Source organism: Streptomyces sp. WAC05374 (assembly GCF_004353505.1).
Taxonomy (GTDB): Bacteria; Actinomycetota; Actinomycetes; order Streptomycetales; family Streptomycetaceae; genus Streptomyces.
Genome location: NZ_SMNQ01000004.1, coordinates 154,010 through 171,614, shown reverse-complemented (window position 1 = coordinate 171,614; position 17,605 = coordinate 154,010). Strand labels below are relative to the sequence as shown.

Genomic DNA, 17,605 nt, shown 5'->3' with positions numbered 1-17,605 from the left:
TGAACCGAGGAGTCGTGGTGGGAACAGAAGTGGTCGTCGAGGGGCTCACCATGTCCTTCGGCACGCAGAACATCTGGCAGGACGTCAGCCTCACCCTGCCCGCCGGTGAGGTCAGCGTGATGCTCGGCCCCTCCGGCACCGGCAAGACCGTGTTCCTGAAGTCCGTCATCGGGCTCCTCAAGCCCGAGCGCGGGCGCGTCCTCATCAACGGCGTCGACATGGTGAACAGCCCTGAACGCGAGATCTACGAGACGCGCAAGCTGTTCGGGCTGATGTTCCAGGACGGTGCGCTCTTCGGGTCGATGTCGCTCTTCGACAACGTCGCCTTTCCGCTGCGCGAACACACCCGCAAGAAGGAATCCGAGATCCGCCGCATCGTCATGGAGCGGATGGACATGGTGGGACTCGTCGGCGCCGAACAAAAACTGCCCGGCGAGATATCCGGCGGAATGCGCAAACGCGCCGGACTGGCCCGGGCACTCGTACTCGACCCCCAGATCATCCTGTGCGACGAGCCCGATTCCGGACTCGATCCCGTCCGCACCGCCTATCTGTCGCAACTCCTCATCGACCTCAATGCGCAGATCGACGCCACGATGCTGATCGTCACGCACAACCTCGACATCGCGGCGACGGTTCCGGACAACATGGGAATGCTGTTCCGGCGCCGCCTCGTCACGTTCGGACCGCGGGAGGTGCTGCTCACCAGCGACGAGCCGGTGGTGGCGCAATTCCTCAGCGGGCGGCGCGAGGGGCCCATCGGCATGTCGGAGGAGAAGGACGCGGCGACGCTGGCCCGTGAGCAGCGCACCGCTCCGGCGTACGCGCCCCGGACACCGGCGCCCCAACTGGAACCGTCCCCGGGCCTGCCGCCCCGGGCGGCGGTCCAGCGCCGCCGCGAGCGCGTCCTCGGCATGCTGCCCCGCCTGCCGGAGGCCGCCAGGGCCGCGATCCTGCAGAGCTACGCCCCCGCCGGCCCGATCGGCGGCACCGCCTCATGACCCCGGACCTCCCCCCCCCCCCCCCCCCCCCCCCCCCCCCCCCCCCCCCCCCCCCCCCCCCCCCCCCCCCCCCCCCCCCCCCCCCCCCCCCCCCCCCCCGCCCCCCCCCGCCCCGCCCCCCCCCCCCCCCCCCCCCCCCACCCCCCGCCCCCGAAGCCCCCACACGCCGGCCGTCGGTCCACCAGCCCCCCGCCCGAGCCCCGTTGGCGCCCGAAGCCCCCGCCCCCGAACCCCCCACACCCCGGCCGTCCGTGCGGTTACCGGCCGCCTCGCGGCTGCTCGCGCCGCTGCGCGAGACCGGCAGGCTGTTCGCGCTCGCCGCCACCGTCGCCCGCGACATCTTCCGGCGGCCGTTCCAGTTCCGGGAGTTCGTCGAGCAGTTCTGGTTCGTCGCCGGCGTGACCATCCTGCCCGCCGCCCTGGTGTCCATCCCGTTCGGCGCGGTCATCGCGCTCCAGGTCGGGTCGCTCACCCAGCAGCTCGGTGCCCAGTCGTTCACCGGCGGGGCCAGTGTCCTGGCCGTCGTGCAGCAGGCCAGCCCGCTGATCGTGGCCCTGCTGATCGCCGGCGCGGGCGGCTCCGCCATCTGCGCCGACCTCGGGTCGCGGAAGATCCGCGAGGAACTGGACGCCATGGAAGTCATGGGCGTCTCGCCCGTCCAGCGCCTGGTCGTGCCCCGGGTCCTCGCCACCATGCTCGTCGCCGTGCTCCTCAACGGCATGGTCTCCGTCGTCGGCACCCTCGGCGGCTACTTCTTCAACGTCGTCCTCCAGAACGGCACCCCCGGCGCCTACCTCGCCAGCTTCTCCGCCCTCGCCCAGCTTCCCGACCTCTGGATCAGCGAGATCAAGGCGCTGATCTTCGGCTTCCTCGCCGGCATCGTCGCCGCCCACCGGGGACTCAACCCGCGCGGCGGCCCGAAGGGCGTGGGCGACGCCGTCAACCAGTCCGTCGTCATCACCTTCCTCCTCCTCTTCTTCGTCAACATGGTCCTCACCGCGATCTACCTCCAGATCGTCCCCGCGAAGGGGGCGTGACGATGGCCTCCCCGCTCGCCTGGCTCGACCGCTCCGGCGACCAGCTCGTCTTCTACGTCAAGGCGCTGGTGTGGATACCCCGCACCCTGCACCGCTACTTCAGGGAGGTGCAGCGCCTGCTCGCCGAGGTCGCCTTCGGCAGCGGCGGCCTCGGCGTCATCGGCGGCACCATCGGCGTGATGATCGCCATGACCCTGTTCACCGGCACCGTCGTCGGCCTCCAGGGCTACGCCGCGCTCAACCAGATCGGCACGTCCGCCTTCACCGGCTTCGTCTCCGCCTACTTCAACACCCGCGAGATCGCCCCGCTGGTCGCCGGCCTCGCCCTCTCCGCCACCGTCGGCGCCGGATTCACGGCGCAGCTCGGCGCGATGCGCATCAACGAGGAGGTCGACGCGCTCGAGGCCATGGGCGTGCGCTCCCTGCCCTACCTCGTCACCACCCGCATCATCGCGGGCGTCGTCGCCATCGTCCCGCTCTACGCGATCGGGCTGCTCTCCTCCTACGTGGCCTCCCGCACGGTCACCGTCCTGTTCAACGGCCAGTCGGCGGGCACGTACGACCACTACTTCACGCTGTTCCTCTCACCCGACGACGTCCTGCTCTCCATCCTCAAGGTCCTCATCTTCAGCGTGCTGGTGATCCTCGCCCACTGCTCCTACGGCTTCCGCGCCACCGGCGGGCCCGCGGGGGTCGGCGTCGCCGTCGGCCGGTCGGTGCGCGGCGCCATCGTCCTGATCAGCGTCACCGACTTCTTCCTGTCCCTCGCGATCTGGGGAGCGACCACGACCGTGAAGGTGGCCGGATGAACACGACGACGCTCCGCAGACGGCTCGCCGGAGTCGTGTTCCTGCTCGTCCCCGTCCTCCTGGCCCGGCTGGCGGTGGCGGTGTACGACAAGGAGTTCAGCCGCGACGCCACCGTCACCGTCCTGACCGGCAGCGCCGGCAACGAGATGCACCGCGGCGCGGAGGTGAAGCTGCGCGGCGTCGTCATCGGCGACGTGCGCGACATCCGCGCCGACGGCACCGGCGCCCGCCTCACCCTCGCCATCGACCCCCGCCACCTCGGACGCGTCCCGGCCGACGTCACCGCGCAGATGCTGCCCACCACCCTGTTCGGCGAACGGTTCGTCGCCCTCGTACCGCCCGCCCGCGACCCCTCCCCGCGCGCGCTCACCGCCGGCGCCACCATCCCGCAGGACCGCTCCGCCAACGCCGTCGAGCTGGAACAGGTCCTCGACCAGGTGCTCCCGCTGCTCACCGCCGTCAAGCCGGAGAAGCTGTCCGCCACCCTCACCGCCGTCGCCCAGGCACTCGAAGGGCGCGGCGAGCAGCTCGGCGACACCCTCGTCACCCTCGAAGCGCACCTGAAACGGCTCAACCCCCACCTGCCCGCCCTCAACCGCGACATCACCCACCTCGTCGAGGTCGGCCGCGCGTACGGCGACGCCGCCCCCGACATCCTGGACGCCCTCACCGACTTCACCACCACCAGCGGCACCCTCGCCGCCGAGCAGGACCGGCTCGCCCGCCTCTACGGCACGACCACCGTGTCCGCCCAGGACCTCACGGCCTTCCTCCGCGCCCACCGCGCCCACCTCATCCGCCTCTCCGCCACCTCCCGCCCCACCCTCGAACTCCTCGCCCGCCACTCCTCCTCCTTCCCCTGCACCCTGCGCACCCTCGCCGGCTTCGTCCCGGCCATGGACAAGGCGCTCGGCAAGGGCACCGGCCGGCCCGGCCTCCACGTCAGCGTCCGTACCGTCCCCTCCCGCGGCGCGTACCTCCCCGGCAAGGACCGGCCCGTCTACGAGGCGACCGGCGGCCCGCACTGCTACGCCGTCCCGTACACCGGCAAGCCCCTGGCGGACCCGAGGGCCGCCGGCCAGCGTCTCGGCCTGCCCAACTCGCCGCAGGAGAACCAGCTCGTCACCGAACTGATCGCCCCGGGCCTCCGGGCCGCGCCCCAGTCCCTGCCCGACTGGAGCACCGTCCTGACGGGCCCCCTCTTCCGCGGAGCGGAGGTGACCCTCCAGTGAAGCGCCGTTCCCTCGCCGGACCGCTCACCAAGTCGCTCGCCTTCATCGTCGTGACCGTCCTGGCCACCACCGTCCTGGCGTTCTCCGTCGCCAACGAGGGCGTCGGCGACACCGTCGCGTACAAGGCCCGGTTCACCGACGTCACCGGCCTCGTCGAGGGCGACAGCGTCCGCATCGCCGGGGTGAAGGTCGGCCAGGTCGAGTCCGTCCGGATCGCCGACCGGCGGATCGCCGAAGTCGGCTTCACCGTCCAGAAGGGCCGGGCGCTGCCCGCGTCGGCGACCGCGTCGATCAAGTACCTCAACATGGTCGGCCAGCGGTACGTCGACCTCGACCGGGGCACCGGCCCCGTCGGCCGGTCCCTGCCCGCCGGGGCGGTCATCCCCCTCACCCGCACCACCCCCGCACTCGACCTCACCCAGCTCTTCAACGGCTTCCAGCCGCTGTTCCGGGGCCTGTCGCCGGACGAGATCAACAGCCTGGCCGGCTCCATCGTGCGGGTCCTCCAGGGCGACGGCGGAACCGTCGACTCCCTGCTGGAGCACATCGGCTCGCTCACCACCACCGTCGCCGGCAAGGACAAGGTCATCGGGGAAGTGATCACCAACCTCAACACGGTGCTGAAAACGGTCAACGACCGCGAGGAGGGCTTCAACGACCTGGTCGTCACCCTCCAGCAGCTCGTCAGCGGCTTCGCGGGGGACCGCGAACCCCTCGGCGAGGCCATCGCCGCCATGGGGTCGCTCACCACCGTCACCGCCGGACTCCTCGAGGACGGCCGCGCCCCCCTCAAGAACGACATCCGCCAGCTCGGCCGTCTGTCCGGACAACTGGCCGACAGCACCGACCGGATCGAATCCTTCCTGCGCACCACACCCGCCAAGATGCAGGCCGTCGGACGCCTCGCCTCCTACGGATCGTGGCTCAACCTCTACCTCTGCGAGGCCACGGTCACCGGCGTCACCACCGACGACGGCACCCGGCCGCCCACCGGCATCGCGATCACGGAACCGAGGTGCCGCGCATGAGACGCCGCACACCCGTACGGGAACGCAACCCCGTCACCGTCGGCGCCGTCGGCCTGCTCCTCCTCGCCCTCCTCGCCCTCGGCACGTACCGGATCGACGCCCTGACGGGCGGCACCACCGCCTACACCGCCGACTTCACCGAGGCGGCCGGACTCGACGAGGGCGACGAGGTGCGCGTCGCCGGCGTCAAGGTCGGCGCGGTCACGGAGGTCGCCCTGGACGGCGCCAAGGTGAAGGTGGGCTTCGAGGTCGACGACGAGACCTGGATCGGAGACTCCAGCACCGCCGCCATCGCCATCAAGACCCTGCTCGGCGAGAAGTACCTGGCCGTCGACCCCCTCGGCACCAGCGCCCAGGACCCCGGCGACCGCATCCCCCTGGCCCGCACCACCTCGCCCTACGACGTCACCCAGGCCCTCACCGGCCTCGGCGACACCATCGACGCGCTCGACACCCGCCGGCTCGCCCAGAGCTTCGAAGCCATCTCCGCCACATTCGCCGACTCCCCGCCCCATGTGCGCAGCGCCGCCACCGGCCTGTCCGCGCTGTCCGCGTCGGTCTCCTCGCGCGACGCGCAACTCGCCGAACTCCTCAAGGGCAGCGCGCGGCTGACGAAGACCCTGGAGGGGAAGAAGAGCAGCGTCGAGACGCTCCTGGAGGACGGGGGCCTGCTCCTCGGCGAACTCCAGGCCCGCCGCGACGCCATCCACCTCCTCCTCACCGGCGCCCGCGACCTCGGCACCCAGCTCGCCGGCCTGGTGCGGGACAACGACCGGCAGCTCGGCCCCACCCTCGCCGCACTCGGCCGGGTCACCGGCGTCCTGGTGAAGAACCGCGAGAACCTCGACCGCACCCTCGCCCTGGCCGGCCCGTACTACCGGCTCGTCGGCAACACCCTCGGCAACGGGCGCTGGTTCGATACGTACGTCTGCGGTCTCGTCCCCCGCACCTACCTCGACCCCGGCACGCCCCCCGCCACCGGATGCATGCCGCCCAGACCCGCGGGAGGCGGTACCAGGTGAACCTCCGACGCGCCCTCGGCATCACCGCCGGGCTCGCCCTCGTGGCCGTCGCCGGAGCGTCCGGCGTCACGGCCCTCGACGAGTCCCGCACCACCCGCGTCACCGCCCGCTTCGACCGCGCCACCGGCGTGTACGAGGGCTCCGACCTCCGCATCCTCGGTGTCAGGGCCGGCACCGTCGGCTCCGTACGCCCCCGGGGCGACGAAGTCGAGGTCACCCTGCTGATCGACGAGGGCGTCCGCGTCCCGGCCGGCGCCCACGCCGTCATCGTGACGCCCAGCGTCGTCGCCGACCGCTACGTGCAGCTCGCCCCCGCCTACACCGGCGGACCCGAGATCCGGGACGGCGCCGTGCTGCCCGCCGCCCGCAACGCGACGCCCCTGGAGGTCGACGAACTGTACGCGTCCCTCACCGAACTCACCGAGGCCCTCGGGCCGAACGGCGCCAACGCCGACGGAGCCCTCGCCGGCCTCGTCGGCACAGGAGCCGCCAACCTCAAGGGCAACGGCAAGGCCATCGGCGACTCCATCGAGCAGTTCGGCAAGGCCGCCAAGACCCTCGACGCGAGCAGCGGCGACCTCTTCGAGACGCTCACCCACCTCCAGTCCTTCACCACCATGCTCAAGAACAACGACGGCGACGTCCGCACGGCCCAGGAGCGGCTCGCCACCGTCACCGGCTTCCTCGCCCAGGACAAGGAGAACCTGGGCGCGGCGCTGAAGGAACTGGGCACCGCCCTCGCCCGGGTGAAGACCTTCATCGAGGACAACCGCGGCAGCCTCAAGAAGAACGTCGACCTTCTCGTCCCCCTCACCCGGACCCTCGTCGACCAGCGCGCCTCCCTCGCCGAGGCCCTGGACACCGCGCCGCTCGCCGCCGGCAACGCCCTCAAGGCGTACGACCCCGTCCACCGCACCCTCAACGGCCGCGCCGACATCAACGAGCTCAGCCTCGGCACCGGCCGCGTCACCGGCGCCCCCGGCCTGCCGAACGGCCTCGTCCCCGTCACCCCCGCCCGCCGCCAGGCCCTGCCCGCCCTGCCGCTGCCCGTGGTCGGCACCCTCTACGGGACACCCGAGAAGGGGGCCTCACGGTGAACCGCCCCTCCGGCCGCTTCCGTCTCCCGCCGCTCCCTCGCCCTACCGTCCCCTCCCGCCCCTCCGGCCGTCGTCGCCGTACCACCACCACCGGCGTCGCCGCCGTCCTCGCCCTGGCCGTCGGCCTCTCCGTGACCGTCGTGAGCTGCGACGCGCCGGCCGTCCCGGAGCTGTCCGGCCTCGAGCAGTTGCCGCTGCCCGGGGGCGCCGACCTCGGCGACCACCCGTACGAGATCACCGCCGAGTTCGCCGACGTCCTCAGCCTCGTCCCGCAGTCCGCGGTCAAGGTCAACGACGTCGCCGTCGGCCGCGTCACCCGCATCACCCTCGACCGCACCGACTGGTCCGCCACCGTCACCATGCGCGTCAACGGCGACGTGACGCTCCCCGCCGACGCGTACGCCCACCTCGAACAGTCCAGCCTCCTCGGCGAGAAGTACATCCAGCTCACCGCACCCCCCAAGCGCGCCGCCACGCCCCGGGGCACCCTCGGCGACGGCGACCGCATCCCCATGAGCCGCACCAACCGCAACCCCGAGGTCGAAGAGGTCTTCGGAGCCCTGTCGATGCTCCTCAACGGCGGCGGCATCCAGCAGATCCGGACCATCACCAGCGAACTGGGCACGGCCCTGCGCGGCAACGAGACCGAGATCCGCTCCCTGCTGCGACGGCTCGACACCCTCGTCACCACCCTGGACGGCAACAAGAGCGACATCACCGCCGCACTCGACCAGGTCAACCGGCTGACCGCCACCCTCGCCGGACGCGAACGCGACGTCGGCACCGTCCTCACCGGCCTCAGCCCCGGCCTGAAGGTCCTCCAGAGGCAGCGCGCCTCGCTCCTCACCATGCTCGGCGCACTCGACACCCTCTCCGGCGTCGCCGTCGACACCGTCAACCGGAGCAAGGCCGACCTGATCGCCGACCTCAAGGCCCTCGGACCCACCCTCCAGGCGCTCGCCGACTCCGGCAAGGCCCTGCCCGACTCCCTCCAGGTGCTGCTCACCTACCCGTTCACGGACGAGGTGCTCCGCGGCGTCAAGGGCGACTACCTCAACGTCTACCTGGACGTGACCGCCGCCCCCGGCACCCGGATCATCCCGGCGCTCACACCCCCCGCCGACCCCGCCCCCGCCACGCCGTCCGGCCCGCCCCTGCCCCTGCCGCCGACCGGGAGGAACTGATGCCGACCACCGCCATCCGGCTGAAGAACCTCGCCTTCCTCCTCATCGGCACCCTCGTCCTCGGCTTCGTCGGAGTGCGGTACGCGGACGTCGGCCACCTCGTCGGCCTGCGCGACCACTACACCGTGCGCGTACAACTGGCGACCACGGGCGGGCTCTTCACCCACTCGAACGTCACTTACCGCGGCGTGCCCGTCGGCCGCGTCGGCCCCCTCCACCTCACCGACGACGGGGTCGAGGCCGAGCTGCGCATCAGGAAGTCGGCCCCCGCCATCCCGGCCGACCTCGACGCCGTCGTCGCCAACCTCTCCGCCGTCGGCGAGCAGTACATCGACCTCCGCCCCGTCTCCGACGGCGGACCGTACCTGCGTGAGGGCGCGGTCATCGCCCGCGCCGACACACGGACCCCCGCACCCGTCACCCGTGTGCTGAGCGGGGTCGGCGCACTGGCCTCCTCCGTCGACCCGGAGGCACTGCGCACGGTCGTGGACGAACTCGGCACCGCGCTCAACGGGCGCGGCGACGACCTCCAGGCGCTGCTGGACAGTGGCGACGCCTTCGTCCGCGCCGCCGACGAGGCGCTGCCGTCCACCACCCGGCTGATCACCGACGCCGAGACCGTCCTGCGGACCCAGGCCGAGGAGGCCGGGGCGATCACCTCCTTCGCCTCCGGTGCCAAGGAGCTCGCCGCGCGGCTCAAGGACTCCGACGCCGACCTGCGGGCCCTGATCGCCGCGGCCCCGGAGGCCGCCGGCCAGGTCAGCGCCCTGCTGCGGGACCTCGACCCCGCCTTCGGCGTCGTCCTGGCCAACCTGCTGACCACCTCCGAAGTGGCGGTCACCCGCCAGCGCGGCATGGCGGAGTTCCTGGTGACCGTGCCCGCCCTCGTGGCCGCCGGGTCGACCGCCGTCACCCCCGACGGCCTCCGCCTCGGCATGTCGGTCACCTTCTTCGAGCCGCTGCCCTGCACGGCGGGGTACGGCGGTACGACGTACCGCAACGGCCTCGACCTGTCGCCCGCACCGGAGTTCAACACGCAGGCCCGGTGCACGGCCCCGCCATCGAGCGGCACCAACGTCCGCGGCTCCGCCCACGCACCCGGCGGCGGCCGGTGAGGGGGGCGGTGCGCGTCCACGGCTGGCGGGCCGCCGTCGCCGCGGCGGCGCTGCTGTGCGTCCTCGCCGCCTGCTCGTACGCCCGGGCGGCGGGCGACGGCACCCGGGCGCACGCCGAGGCACGGGACGCCGCCCTGGCGGCGGGGCGCGCCCACGTGGCCCGGCTCGGCGGCGTGGACGCCTCCGGGGCGCCGGGCCCGGCCACCGTCACGGACGTGGCGCTCACGGCGCTCGACGACCGGGCGGGTACGGCGCGCCTCATCGCGACGGTACGGGTTCGGAGCGCGCCCGGCGGCGCCGACCGCAGGCGCGTGGAAGCCACCCTCGCGCGCCGCGGCGACGGCTGGAAGGTCACCACGCTCACCGACGTCCCGGTGGCACGGCCATGAGCCGGGCGGCGCGTGGGCCTGTGGGCGGCCCGGCGGCGAGCCGGGCGGCGCGTGGGCCTGTGGGTGGCACGGCGGCGAGGCGGGCGGCGCGCGCCGCCGTTGTGCTGGTGCTGCTGCTGGGCGCGGCCGCACTCCTCGTCCGTGCCCAGCAGTTGAGCGGCACGCCCGCGGCCGGGAACCGGGCGTTCACCGACACCGCGGCCACCTCCCGGGCCGTGCGGGAGGTCGGCGGGGCGCTCACCCGGGTGTTCTCGTACGGCCCCGGCGCCACCGCCACCACCCGGCAGGCGGCGCGCCGGCACCTCGCGGGCAAGGCGGCCCGCCAGTACGACACGCTGTTCGGCCAGGTCGAGCAGCAGGCGGCCCGGCAGCGGCTGACGCTCACCACCCGGGTCGTACGCGCCGGAGTTGCCCGGCTCGACGACGACCGCGCACACCTCCTGTTCTTCCTCGACCAGGTCGCGCGGCGCGCCGGCGCACCGCCCACCACGGTCGCCGCACAGCTCTCCGTCACCGCTGAACTGCACGACGGGCGCTGGCGGATCGTCGACATCCGATCGCGATAGGGGGCACCCGCACCGATGGCCCACACCAAGAGAGGCAATCCGCTCCTGACGGCAGCGGCGGCACTCGCCCTGCTCGCGGCCGGCGGCGCAAGCTGGGGCGGCTGGTCCTGGTACACGGCGGCGCACGACGAGTCCACCGCGGACGCCGTCACGCGCGACGAGGTGCTCGCCGCGGGGGAACAGGCCGTGCAGAACATGAACACGCTCGACCACCGCGACCTGCGCCGCGGACTGGACACCTGGCAGGCGTCGGCCACCGGCGACCTGCTGGCCCAGCTCAGGGACGGCCGCCCGCAGTTCGAGCGGCAGATCCAGCAGGCCAGAACGGTGACCAGCGCCAAGGTGCTGTCCGGCGCGGTGACCGAACTCGACACCCGGGCCGGGCGGGCGAGCGTGATGGTCGCCCTCCGGATCACCGTCACCCCGCCCAAGGGCAAGCCCGCCGCCAAGGAGAGCCGGATGCTCGGCGAGCTCACCCGGACCGCCGGGGGCTGGAAGCTCAGCTCCCTGGGCCAGGCACCGGTCGGCACCACGTCCGGGCCCGCGACCGCCGCCGACTGACAGGAGCCGCCCCATGCCGACGACCCGTCACCTCATCAACCGGCAACGCCGCCTGGCGACCGTCCAGGCGAGCCGCACGGCCACCCCCGCCTCCCGGACCGCACCCGCGACCGGGAAGACGCGGACAGGGTCCGGGGCGCGGACCGTCCCCGCACCGGCGTCCGCGTCCACATCCCCGTCCGCGTCCGCGTCCGGGTCGCGCCATGCCGACGATCGCGGACGGCTCCGGAGCCACCGGTTGCCCGTCGCCCTGGGCGTCCTCACCGTCCTCCTGGGCGGTTTCGCCACCTGGGCCACCGGGCAGGCGGCCGCCCTGCGCGACACACCCGCCGCCCGCAACGCCGCCCTCACCGACGCCGCCCGCACCAGCGAGGTCAAGGGCCAGGTCACCAAGGCGGTGAACGAGCTGTTCTCGTACGACTACACGGCGACCGCAGCCGCCGACCGGGCCGTGCGCGCCCACCTCACCGGTAAGGCGGTCGGCCAGCACCGCACCATGCTCGCCCCGGTGCGGCAGCAGGCGGCGCGGCAGAAGCTCGTCCTCACCACCACCGTGACGCAGAGCGGCGTGGAGCTGATCGACGGCGACCGCGCGCGGGTGCTGATCTACGCGGACCAGAGCAACACCCGCACGGCGGCCAAGAAGGACGCGACCACGTACGGCGCCGCCATGTTCGCGGTCGAGGCGGTACGGAAGGACGGCGCCTGGCGCATCGCCGCCATCGACACCCTGGGCGCGGGCTCATGAGGCGGCGGGTGCGGCGGAGGCTCACCGGGACGGCGGCGGCGGTCGCCGCGATGGCCGCCCTCACGGCGTCGCAGGCCCCCGGCCTCGTACGCCCGCCCGAGCCGGCCGCCGAACGGCCCCTGGCGGGGAACCGCCCGCAGCGCGCGCCGCTGCCGCCGAGCGACGACGCCTACCACACCGAGCTGCCCCCGCTCACGTCACCGGCGCCGTCCGTGTTGCGCCCGCCCCGCCCCGGCGGCGGCCCCCAGGCGGGGCCGATCACCGCCCACGCCGGGATACCCGCCACCGTCCTGGCCGCCTACCGGCGCGCCGAGGCCGCCGTCGCCCGCACCGACCCGGGCTGCCGGCTGCCGTGGCAGTTGCTCGCCGCGATCGGCAGGGTGGAGTCGGGCCAGGCGCGCGGCGGCCGCGTGGACGCGCACGGCACCACGCTGGAGCCGATTCTCGGGCCGGTCCTCAACGGGATCGGCTTCGCCCGGATCACGGACACGGACGGTGGGGCGTACGACGGGGACGGGGTGTACGACCGGGCCGTCGGCCCCATGCAGTTCATCCCGTCCACGTGGTCGCGCTGGGGCGCGGACGGCAACGGAGACGGCCGGAAGGACCCCGGCAACGTCCATGACGCCGCCCTGGCCGCCGGCCACTACCTGTGCGCGGGGGAGCGGAGGCTCACGGTCGGGGCCGACCTGGAACGGGCGGTGCTCAGCTACAACCACTCCGTCCCCTATCTGCGGACGGTCCTGTCCTGGCTGGCCTTCTACCAGCGCGGCGCGCATCCCGTGCCGGACCGCACGGGCGTGCTCCCCGTGAGCCCCGGCCCGGGCAGTGCCCCCGTCCGCCCCATGGTTCCGCAGCCCTCCCCGCGCCCGCCCCGCCCCACGGGCGCGCCGCGGCCGGACACGCCGACGCACCCGGGCACGGCCCCCACGCCGGGCACCTCCCCGCGACCGGCACCGCCCCCGAAACCCACCCCACCGCCCCCCACGCGACCGACCCCAACCCCCACACCGACGCCGACGCCGACCCCGACCCCGACGCCGACCCCGACCCCGACCCCCACCCCCTCGCCCACCGACCCGTCCCCGGGCCCCACCTGCCCGCCCCCGCAGCCCGCCCCGACCGACACCCCCGCCCCCATCCCGACTCCCACACCCACACCCGCGCCCACCCCCACGCCCTGTTCGGCCCCCTCCTCAGCCGCCGCCCCCTGACAGCACCTGGTCGAGGTCGTACGACACGGGCTCCTCGAGCTGCCCGTACCCGCAGCTCTCCGGCGTACGGTCCGGCCGCCAGCGGCGGAACTGGGCCGTGTGCCGGAACCGGCTGCCCTCCATGTGGTCGTAGCCGACCTCGCACACCCGCTCGGGCCTGAGCGCCACCCAGGACAGGTCCTTCTTGCCGGACCAGCGACTCGGCGCGCCGGGCAGCCGTGCGGCCTCGTGCGCGGCCTCGTCGGCCCAGGCCGCCCACGGGTGCCCGCCGGGCGGGTCCATGCGGAGGGGTTCCAGCTCGTCGATCAGTTCCGCGCGGCGCTTCCCGGTGAACGCGGCGCAGACCCCGACATGCTGGAGGGTGCCGCGGTCGTCGTACAGGCCGAGCAGGAGGGAGCCGACGACGGGGCCGCTCTTGTGGAAGCGGTAGCCGGCCACGACGACATCGGCGGTCCGCTCGTGCTTGATCTTGTACATGAGCCGTGCGTCGGGCCGGTAGAGCAGGTCGAGCGGCTTGGCGATCACACCGTCGAGTCCGGCACCCTCGTACTGGTCGAACCAGCCGCGCGCCACCTCGATGTCGGTCGTGGACGGTGCCAGGTGGACGGGGGCGTCGGCGCCGCGCAGGGCTTCCTCCAGCGCGGCCCGGCGCTCGACGAGCACGGTGTCCATGAGCGACTCGTCGCCGAGGGCGAGGATGTCGAAGGCGATGAAACGGGCGGGCGTGCGTTCGGAGAGCGTCTTCACGCGGGAGGCGGCCGGGTGGATGCGCTCGGTGAGCCGGTCGAAGTCCAGCCGGCCCTCGTGGGCGATCACGATCTCGCCGTCGATGACGCAGCGCTCGGGGAGCCGGGGCGGCAGGGCGGTGACCAGCTCGGGGAAGTACCGGGTGAGCGGCTTCCCGGTGCGGCTGCCGATGACCAGCTCGGGTCCGTCCCGGTGGACGATGGCGCGGAAGCCGTCCCACTTGGCCTCGTACTGCATGCCGGGCGGGATCTTCTTCACGGACTTGGCCAGCATCGGTTTCACGGGCGGCATCACCGGCAGGTCCATGGCTCGATTCTGCCCGAGAGCCAATTGATATGCCCGATATGCACACCTCAGGTGGGCGTCCTACTGTGGCAGCCATGGGAAACGCGGTGGAGCTGGAGGCCGGCGGGCGGACCGTACGCCTGTCCAACCCTGACAAGGTCTACTTCCCCGAGCGCGGCTTCACGAAGCTGGACGTGGCGCGCTACTTCCTCGCCGTGCGCGAGGGCATCACGCGCGCCCTGCGCGACCGGCCCACCACCCTGGAGCGCTTCGTCGACGGAGTGGAGGGCGAGTCGTTCTTCCAGAAGCGCGCGCCCAAGAACCTCCCCGACTGGATTCCCACCGCCCACATCACGTTCCCCAGCGGTCGCTTCGCCGACGAGATCCGGCCCACCGAGATCGCCGCCGTGATCTGGGCCGCGAACCTCGGCACGCTCACCTTCCACCCCTGGCCCGTCCGTGGCGACCACACCGACCACCCCGACGAGCTGCGCATCGACCTCGACCCCCAGCCCGGCACCGGCTTCGCGGACGCGGTGGCCGCCGCGCACGAGCTGCACGCCCTGCTGGACGAGCACGGACTGCGCGGCTGGCCGAAGACCTCCGGCGGGCGCGGCATCCACGTCTACGTACCGATCGAGCCGCGCTGGGACTTCACCCGTGTCCGCCGCGCGGCCATCGCGGTCGGCCGCGAGCTGGAGCGGCGGATGCCCGGCCGGGTCACCACCGCCTGGTGGAAGGAGGAGCGCGGCGAGAAGATCTTCGTCGACTACAACCAGACGGCCCGCGACCGGACGATCGCCTCCGCCTACTCGATCCGTCCCAAGCCCCACGCCCCGGTGTCCGCCCCCCTGCGCTGGGACGAGCTCGACGACGTCGACCCCCGTGACTTCGACCTGGCGACCATGCCCGTGCGGTACGCCGATCACGGCGACATCCACGCGGACATGGACGACCACGCCTTCTCGCTGGACAGCCTGCTGGAGCTGGCCGCCAAGGACGAGCGCGACCACGGCCTGGCCGACCTGCCGTACCCGCCGGACTACCCGAAGATGCCGGGTGAGCCCAAGCGGGTACAGCCGAGCCGCGCCAAGAAGACCGACTAGGGCGTGTCTTTCGGATCTTGCCGGGCTCGCGGGCCCTGGCACGCGCTCCCCCTGCCTGCGGCGGGGGGACCCCCAGCGGCGTTGTCATCGGTCGCCAATGGCCCCCGTAGCCCTACGGGCACGGGAGGTGCCCCCACCGCAGTGGCTCCTCCCCCTGCCTGCGGCGGGGGGACCCCCACCTCCGCCTTGCATCCACACGCACCAGACCCCGCTCCCTGATCCGGCCTGATCCAAAAGACACGCCCTAGCCGCTCAGACCGGCCGGCCGGTCACAGCTCCTTGATCCGGATGTCGCGGTAGGAGATCACGTCCGTCGTGCCGTGGACCTGGAGCCCCACGTAACCGGTGGCGTACCGCCGGCCGTCCGTGCCCGGGTCGCCGTGGCGCGGCGGGGAGAACTCCTGCCCCCCGGTGTTGTCGAACTCGTTGATCAGCACACCGTTGCGGAAGACCGTGTAGTGCTGGCCCTCCACCCGGATCTCGTAGTCGTTCCAGGTGCCCTTGGGCGTGACGCCCGCCCCGCCCAGGCCCACCCGGTCGAACCCGTATATAGAGCCGGTCTTGTACATGTCGCCGTCCGGCCGGTCCAGGACCTGGACCTCGTGCCCGAACGTGATGGCGACCCACTCCGGCCGCGGCTCCTCGGGGTGGTCGTGGACGTGCGGGAAGCGGACGAACACACCGGAGTTGGCGTTGCCCGTGCCCGGGGCGTCGTCGCGCCACTGGAGCCTCAGCGAGAAGTCCCCGTACTGCCGCTGCGGGAACCACAGCATGCCCATGCCCGGAACCGTCGTGCTGCTGGTCATCGAGCCGTCGCCGTTGAGGGTGAACTTCCCGCCCCCGACGTGCTGCCATTTCGCGAAGGTCTCCGCCGAGCCGTCGAACAGCGTGCGGTAGCCGCTGGTCCCGCCCGGCTTGCCGATGCCGGACTCCCTGGCCGCGCGGTGGATGGTCCGGTGCTCCCGGGCGTCGATGACCCCGTCGGCGAGCAGCCGGTCGAGGACCGTGTCCACGTGCTTGAGGAACAGCGCGTGCGACGACCAGTCCTTCTCGTCCTCGATCAGTTCGTTGATGGTGCACCGGCCGCGCGTCATGCGGTTGGGCACTCCGGAGTCGACGGTGCCGACGATGACGGTGAGCCGCTCGTCGTACTCGGGGCAGTGGGGCGCCGGTACGCCGCCGCCCTCCGCGATGTCGAAGCCCACCCGCGTGGCGGCCGAGGTGTTGCCGGCCTTGTCGGTGGCCCGGTGCAGCACCGTGTGGTGGCCGACCCGGTCCACGACGACCGGCGCCGTGTACGCCAGGTACGGCCCGCCGTCCAGGGAGTACTCGACCTTGTCCACGCCCGAGCCGCCGGTGTCGGTCGCCGTGACCGTCACGGTGGCGCTGGTGATGAACGCTCCGTCGGAGTTCTTGCTGCCGGTCACCGTGGCCGTCGTCCGGGGCGGGGTGGTGTCCTGGGCGGGCGGGGCGACGACCGTGAACTGCACCGACTTCTCCGCCGCCACGTTCCCGGCCCGGTCCGTGGCCCGGTAGCGGACGGTGTGCGTGCCCACCTGGTGGACCATGACCGGGGCGGTGTACGCCTGCCAGGCGCCGCCGGCTCCGAGCGCGTACGCGATGGTGTTGACGCCCGAGCCGGTGTCGGACGCGGTGACCGTGACCGTCGCCATGTCCAGGTACTGGCCCTGGTCGTTCCTCTCGCCGCTGACGGTCGCGGACGTCTCCGGCGGGGTCCTGTCGTCCGTCGGCGGGGCGACCACGGTGAAGTCGACCGCCTTCACGGCGGAGGTGTTGCCCGCCTTGTCGGTGGCCCGGTAGCGGACGGTGTGCGTGCCGACCTGGTGGACCATCACCGGAGCGGTGTACGCCTGCCAGGCTCCGTCCGCCCCGACCGCGTACTCGATGCGGTCGACGCCCGAGCCGCCGGTGTCGGTGGCCGACACCGTGACGTTGGCGTGGCCGACGTACGCGCCGTCGGCGTTCCGCTCACCCTCGACCTTCGCGGCGGTCTCGGGCGCCGTGGTGTCCTCGCCGCCGCCTTCGGTCACGGTGAGGATGCCCTGCATCGCGCCGTGGCCCGGGATCGTGCAGAAGAAGCGGTACCGGCCGGGCGTCAGGGTGACCTGGGCGGTGTGCTTGCCGCCCCGGTCGTCGTTGGGGTTGGCCAGGATGTTGAGCGGGACGTCGTTGTTGTACTCCGGGTCCGAGACGTCGAACGTCAGCGTGTGCGGCATTCCGGTGGTGTTCCCGGTCGCCGTGCTGTTTTCGAACACGATCGTCGTGGGACCCGCCACCGCGGTGGCCGGGAAGGTCAGGTATCGGTCGACGGGGTCACCGGCGGTCCAGGTGAGCACCTGTTCCGCCGCGGCCGCCGGTCCGTTGTCCGGCCGCCCGTACGCGGCGGTCGACGTGAGGCCGAGGACCATCAGCAGCGACCCGAGCAGGGCGGTCCACAGCCGTG

Annotated in this window: 17 protein-coding genes; 15 read left to right on the top strand and 2 right to left on the bottom strand. The window is 73.1% G+C overall.

Going from position 1 to position 17,605, the window contains the following annotated elements; translation table 11 throughout:
- Positions 1-17 precede the first annotated feature (17 nt).
- From E2B92_RS11120 to E2B92_RS11055, 14 genes are all read left to right on the top strand, one after another.
- Positions 18-1,001, top strand: coding sequence for an ABC transporter ATP-binding protein (locus E2B92_RS11120; RefSeq protein WP_185923665.1), 984 nt, complete (start codon positions 18-20; stop codon positions 999-1,001).
- Positions 1,002-1,252: 251 nt separating this feature from the next.
- Positions 1,253-2,038, top strand: a complete 786-nt coding sequence (locus E2B92_RS11115) for an MlaE family ABC transporter permease (protein ID WP_443070278.1) — start codon at positions 1,253-1,255, stop codon at positions 2,036-2,038.
- Between the two features lie 2 nt (positions 2,039-2,040).
- Positions 2,041-2,847, top strand: a complete 807-nt coding sequence (locus E2B92_RS11110) for an MlaE family ABC transporter permease (protein ID WP_126889159.1) — start codon at positions 2,041-2,043, stop codon at positions 2,845-2,847.
- Entirely contained in the window at positions 2,844-4,079 is a 1,236-nt protein-coding gene (locus E2B92_RS11105; RefSeq protein WP_126889158.1) for an MCE family protein, read from the top strand. The genes E2B92_RS11110 and E2B92_RS11105 overlap by 4 nt, the downstream gene beginning before the upstream one ends.
- Positions 4,076-5,107: an MCE family protein gene (locus E2B92_RS11100; RefSeq protein ID WP_126889157.1), complete on the top strand. Its 1,032-nt coding sequence runs from the start codon at positions 4,076-4,078 to the stop codon at positions 5,105-5,107. The genes E2B92_RS11105 and E2B92_RS11100 overlap by 4 nt, the downstream gene beginning before the upstream one ends.
- Entirely contained in the window at positions 5,104-6,129 is a 1,026-nt protein-coding gene (locus E2B92_RS11095; RefSeq protein WP_126889156.1) for an MCE family protein, read from the top strand. The genes E2B92_RS11100 and E2B92_RS11095 overlap by 4 nt, the downstream gene beginning before the upstream one ends.
- On the top strand, positions 6,090-7,226 hold the full coding sequence (locus E2B92_RS11090) for an MCE family protein (RefSeq protein WP_443070277.1): 1,137 nt from the start codon (positions 6,090-6,092) through the stop codon (positions 7,224-7,226). Before E2B92_RS11095 ends, E2B92_RS11090 begins: the two co-directional genes overlap by 40 nt.
- 113 nt (positions 7,227-7,339) lie before the next feature.
- Positions 7,340-8,410 (top strand): MCE family protein, encoded by a 1,071-nt coding sequence (locus E2B92_RS11085; RefSeq protein WP_133087513.1) that lies wholly within the window; start codon positions 7,340-7,342, stop codon positions 8,408-8,410.
- On the top strand, positions 8,410-9,525 hold the full coding sequence (locus tag E2B92_RS11080; protein WP_126889428.1) for an MCE family protein: 1,116 nt from the start codon (positions 8,410-8,412) through the stop codon (positions 9,523-9,525). The genes E2B92_RS11085 and E2B92_RS11080 overlap by 1 nt, the downstream gene beginning before the upstream one ends.
- Positions 9,526-9,533: 8 nt before the next feature.
- Positions 9,534-9,914, top strand: coding sequence for a hypothetical protein (locus E2B92_RS11075; RefSeq protein WP_235023784.1), 381 nt, complete (start codon positions 9,534-9,536; stop codon positions 9,912-9,914).
- Positions 9,915-9,973: 59 nt separating this feature from the next.
- Positions 9,974-10,480: a hypothetical protein gene (locus E2B92_RS11070; protein ID WP_235023783.1), complete on the top strand. Its 507-nt coding sequence runs from the start codon at positions 9,974-9,976 to the stop codon at positions 10,478-10,480.
- 15 nt (positions 10,481-10,495) lie between these two features.
- Positions 10,496-11,041 (top strand): hypothetical protein, encoded by a 546-nt coding sequence (locus E2B92_RS11065; protein WP_126889430.1) that lies wholly within the window; start codon positions 10,496-10,498, stop codon positions 11,039-11,041.
- Between the two features lie 13 nt (positions 11,042-11,054).
- The gene (locus tag E2B92_RS11060; protein ID WP_126889431.1) at positions 11,055-11,789 is read left to right on the top strand and encodes a nuclear transport factor 2 family protein; all 735 of its coding nucleotides are present in this window, start codon (positions 11,055-11,057) and stop codon (positions 11,787-11,789) included.
- Positions 11,786-13,003 (top strand): lytic transglycosylase domain-containing protein, encoded by a 1,218-nt coding sequence (locus E2B92_RS11055; RefSeq protein WP_133087492.1) that lies wholly within the window; start codon positions 11,786-11,788, stop codon positions 13,001-13,003. Before E2B92_RS11060 ends, E2B92_RS11055 begins: the two co-directional genes overlap by 4 nt.
- Here E2B92_RS11055 and E2B92_RS11050 read toward each other — a convergent pair.
- On the bottom strand, positions 12,986-14,056 hold the full coding sequence (locus E2B92_RS11050) for an ATP-dependent DNA ligase (RefSeq protein WP_126884603.1): 1,071 nt from the start codon (positions 14,054-14,056) through the stop codon (positions 12,986-12,988). The genes E2B92_RS11055 and E2B92_RS11050 overlap by 18 nt on opposite strands.
- A gap of 74 nt (positions 14,057-14,130) precedes the next feature.
- Between E2B92_RS11050 and ligD the strand changes: the two genes are divergently transcribed.
- Complete coding sequence (ligD, locus tag E2B92_RS11045; protein WP_185923549.1) at positions 14,131-15,141, top strand: non-homologous end-joining DNA ligase; 1,011 nt, start codon at positions 14,131-14,133, stop codon at positions 15,139-15,141.
- A 269-nt stretch (positions 15,142-15,410) separates the two neighbouring features.
- On the opposite strand, the gene E2B92_RS11040 is transcribed toward ligD, so the two are convergent.
- A complete protein-coding gene (locus tag E2B92_RS11040) occupies positions 15,411-17,570 on the bottom strand; it encodes an OmpL47-type beta-barrel domain-containing protein (protein ID WP_126884608.1) in 2,160 nt (719 codons plus the stop codon).
- Positions 17,571-17,605: the final 35 nt, after the last annotated feature.

What these genes read in the sequence shown, in the direction of transcription:
- E2B92_RS11110 (WP_126889159.1), top strand. Translation starts at nt 2,041, where the DNA reads ATGGCCTCCCCGCTCGCCTGGCTCGACCGCTCCGGCGACCAGCTCGTC.
- E2B92_RS11105 (WP_126889158.1), top strand. Translation starts at nt 2,844, where the DNA reads ATGAACACGACGACGCTCCGCAGACGGCTCGCCGGAGTCGTGTTCCTG.
- E2B92_RS11095 (WP_126889156.1), top strand. Translation starts at nt 5,104, where the DNA reads ATGAGACGCCGCACACCCGTACGGGAACGCAACCCCGTCACCGTCGGC.
- E2B92_RS11090 (WP_443070277.1), top strand. Translation starts at nt 6,090, where the DNA reads ATGCATGCCGCCCAGACCCGCGGGAGGCGGTACCAGGTGAACCTCCGA.
- E2B92_RS11080 (WP_126889428.1), top strand. Translation starts at nt 8,410, where the DNA reads ATGCCGACCACCGCCATCCGGCTGAAGAACCTCGCCTTCCTCCTCATC.
- E2B92_RS11065 (WP_126889430.1), top strand. Translation starts at nt 10,496, where the DNA reads ATGGCCCACACCAAGAGAGGCAATCCGCTCCTGACGGCAGCGGCGGCA.
- E2B92_RS11060 (WP_126889431.1), top strand. Translation starts at nt 11,055, where the DNA reads ATGCCGACGACCCGTCACCTCATCAACCGGCAACGCCGCCTGGCGACC.
- E2B92_RS11055 (WP_133087492.1), top strand. Translation starts at nt 11,786, where the DNA reads ATGAGGCGGCGGGTGCGGCGGAGGCTCACCGGGACGGCGGCGGCGGTC.
- E2B92_RS11050 (WP_126884603.1), bottom strand. Translation starts at nt 14,056, where the DNA reads ATGGACCTGCCGGTGATGCCGCCCGTGAAACCGATGCTGGCCAAGTCC.
- ligD (WP_185923549.1), top strand. Translation starts at nt 14,131, where the DNA reads ATGGGAAACGCGGTGGAGCTGGAGGCCGGCGGGCGGACCGTACGCCTG.
- E2B92_RS11040 (WP_126884608.1), bottom strand. Translation starts at nt 17,570, where the DNA reads ATGGTCCTCGGCCTCACGTCGACCGCCGCGTACGGGCGGCCGGACAAC.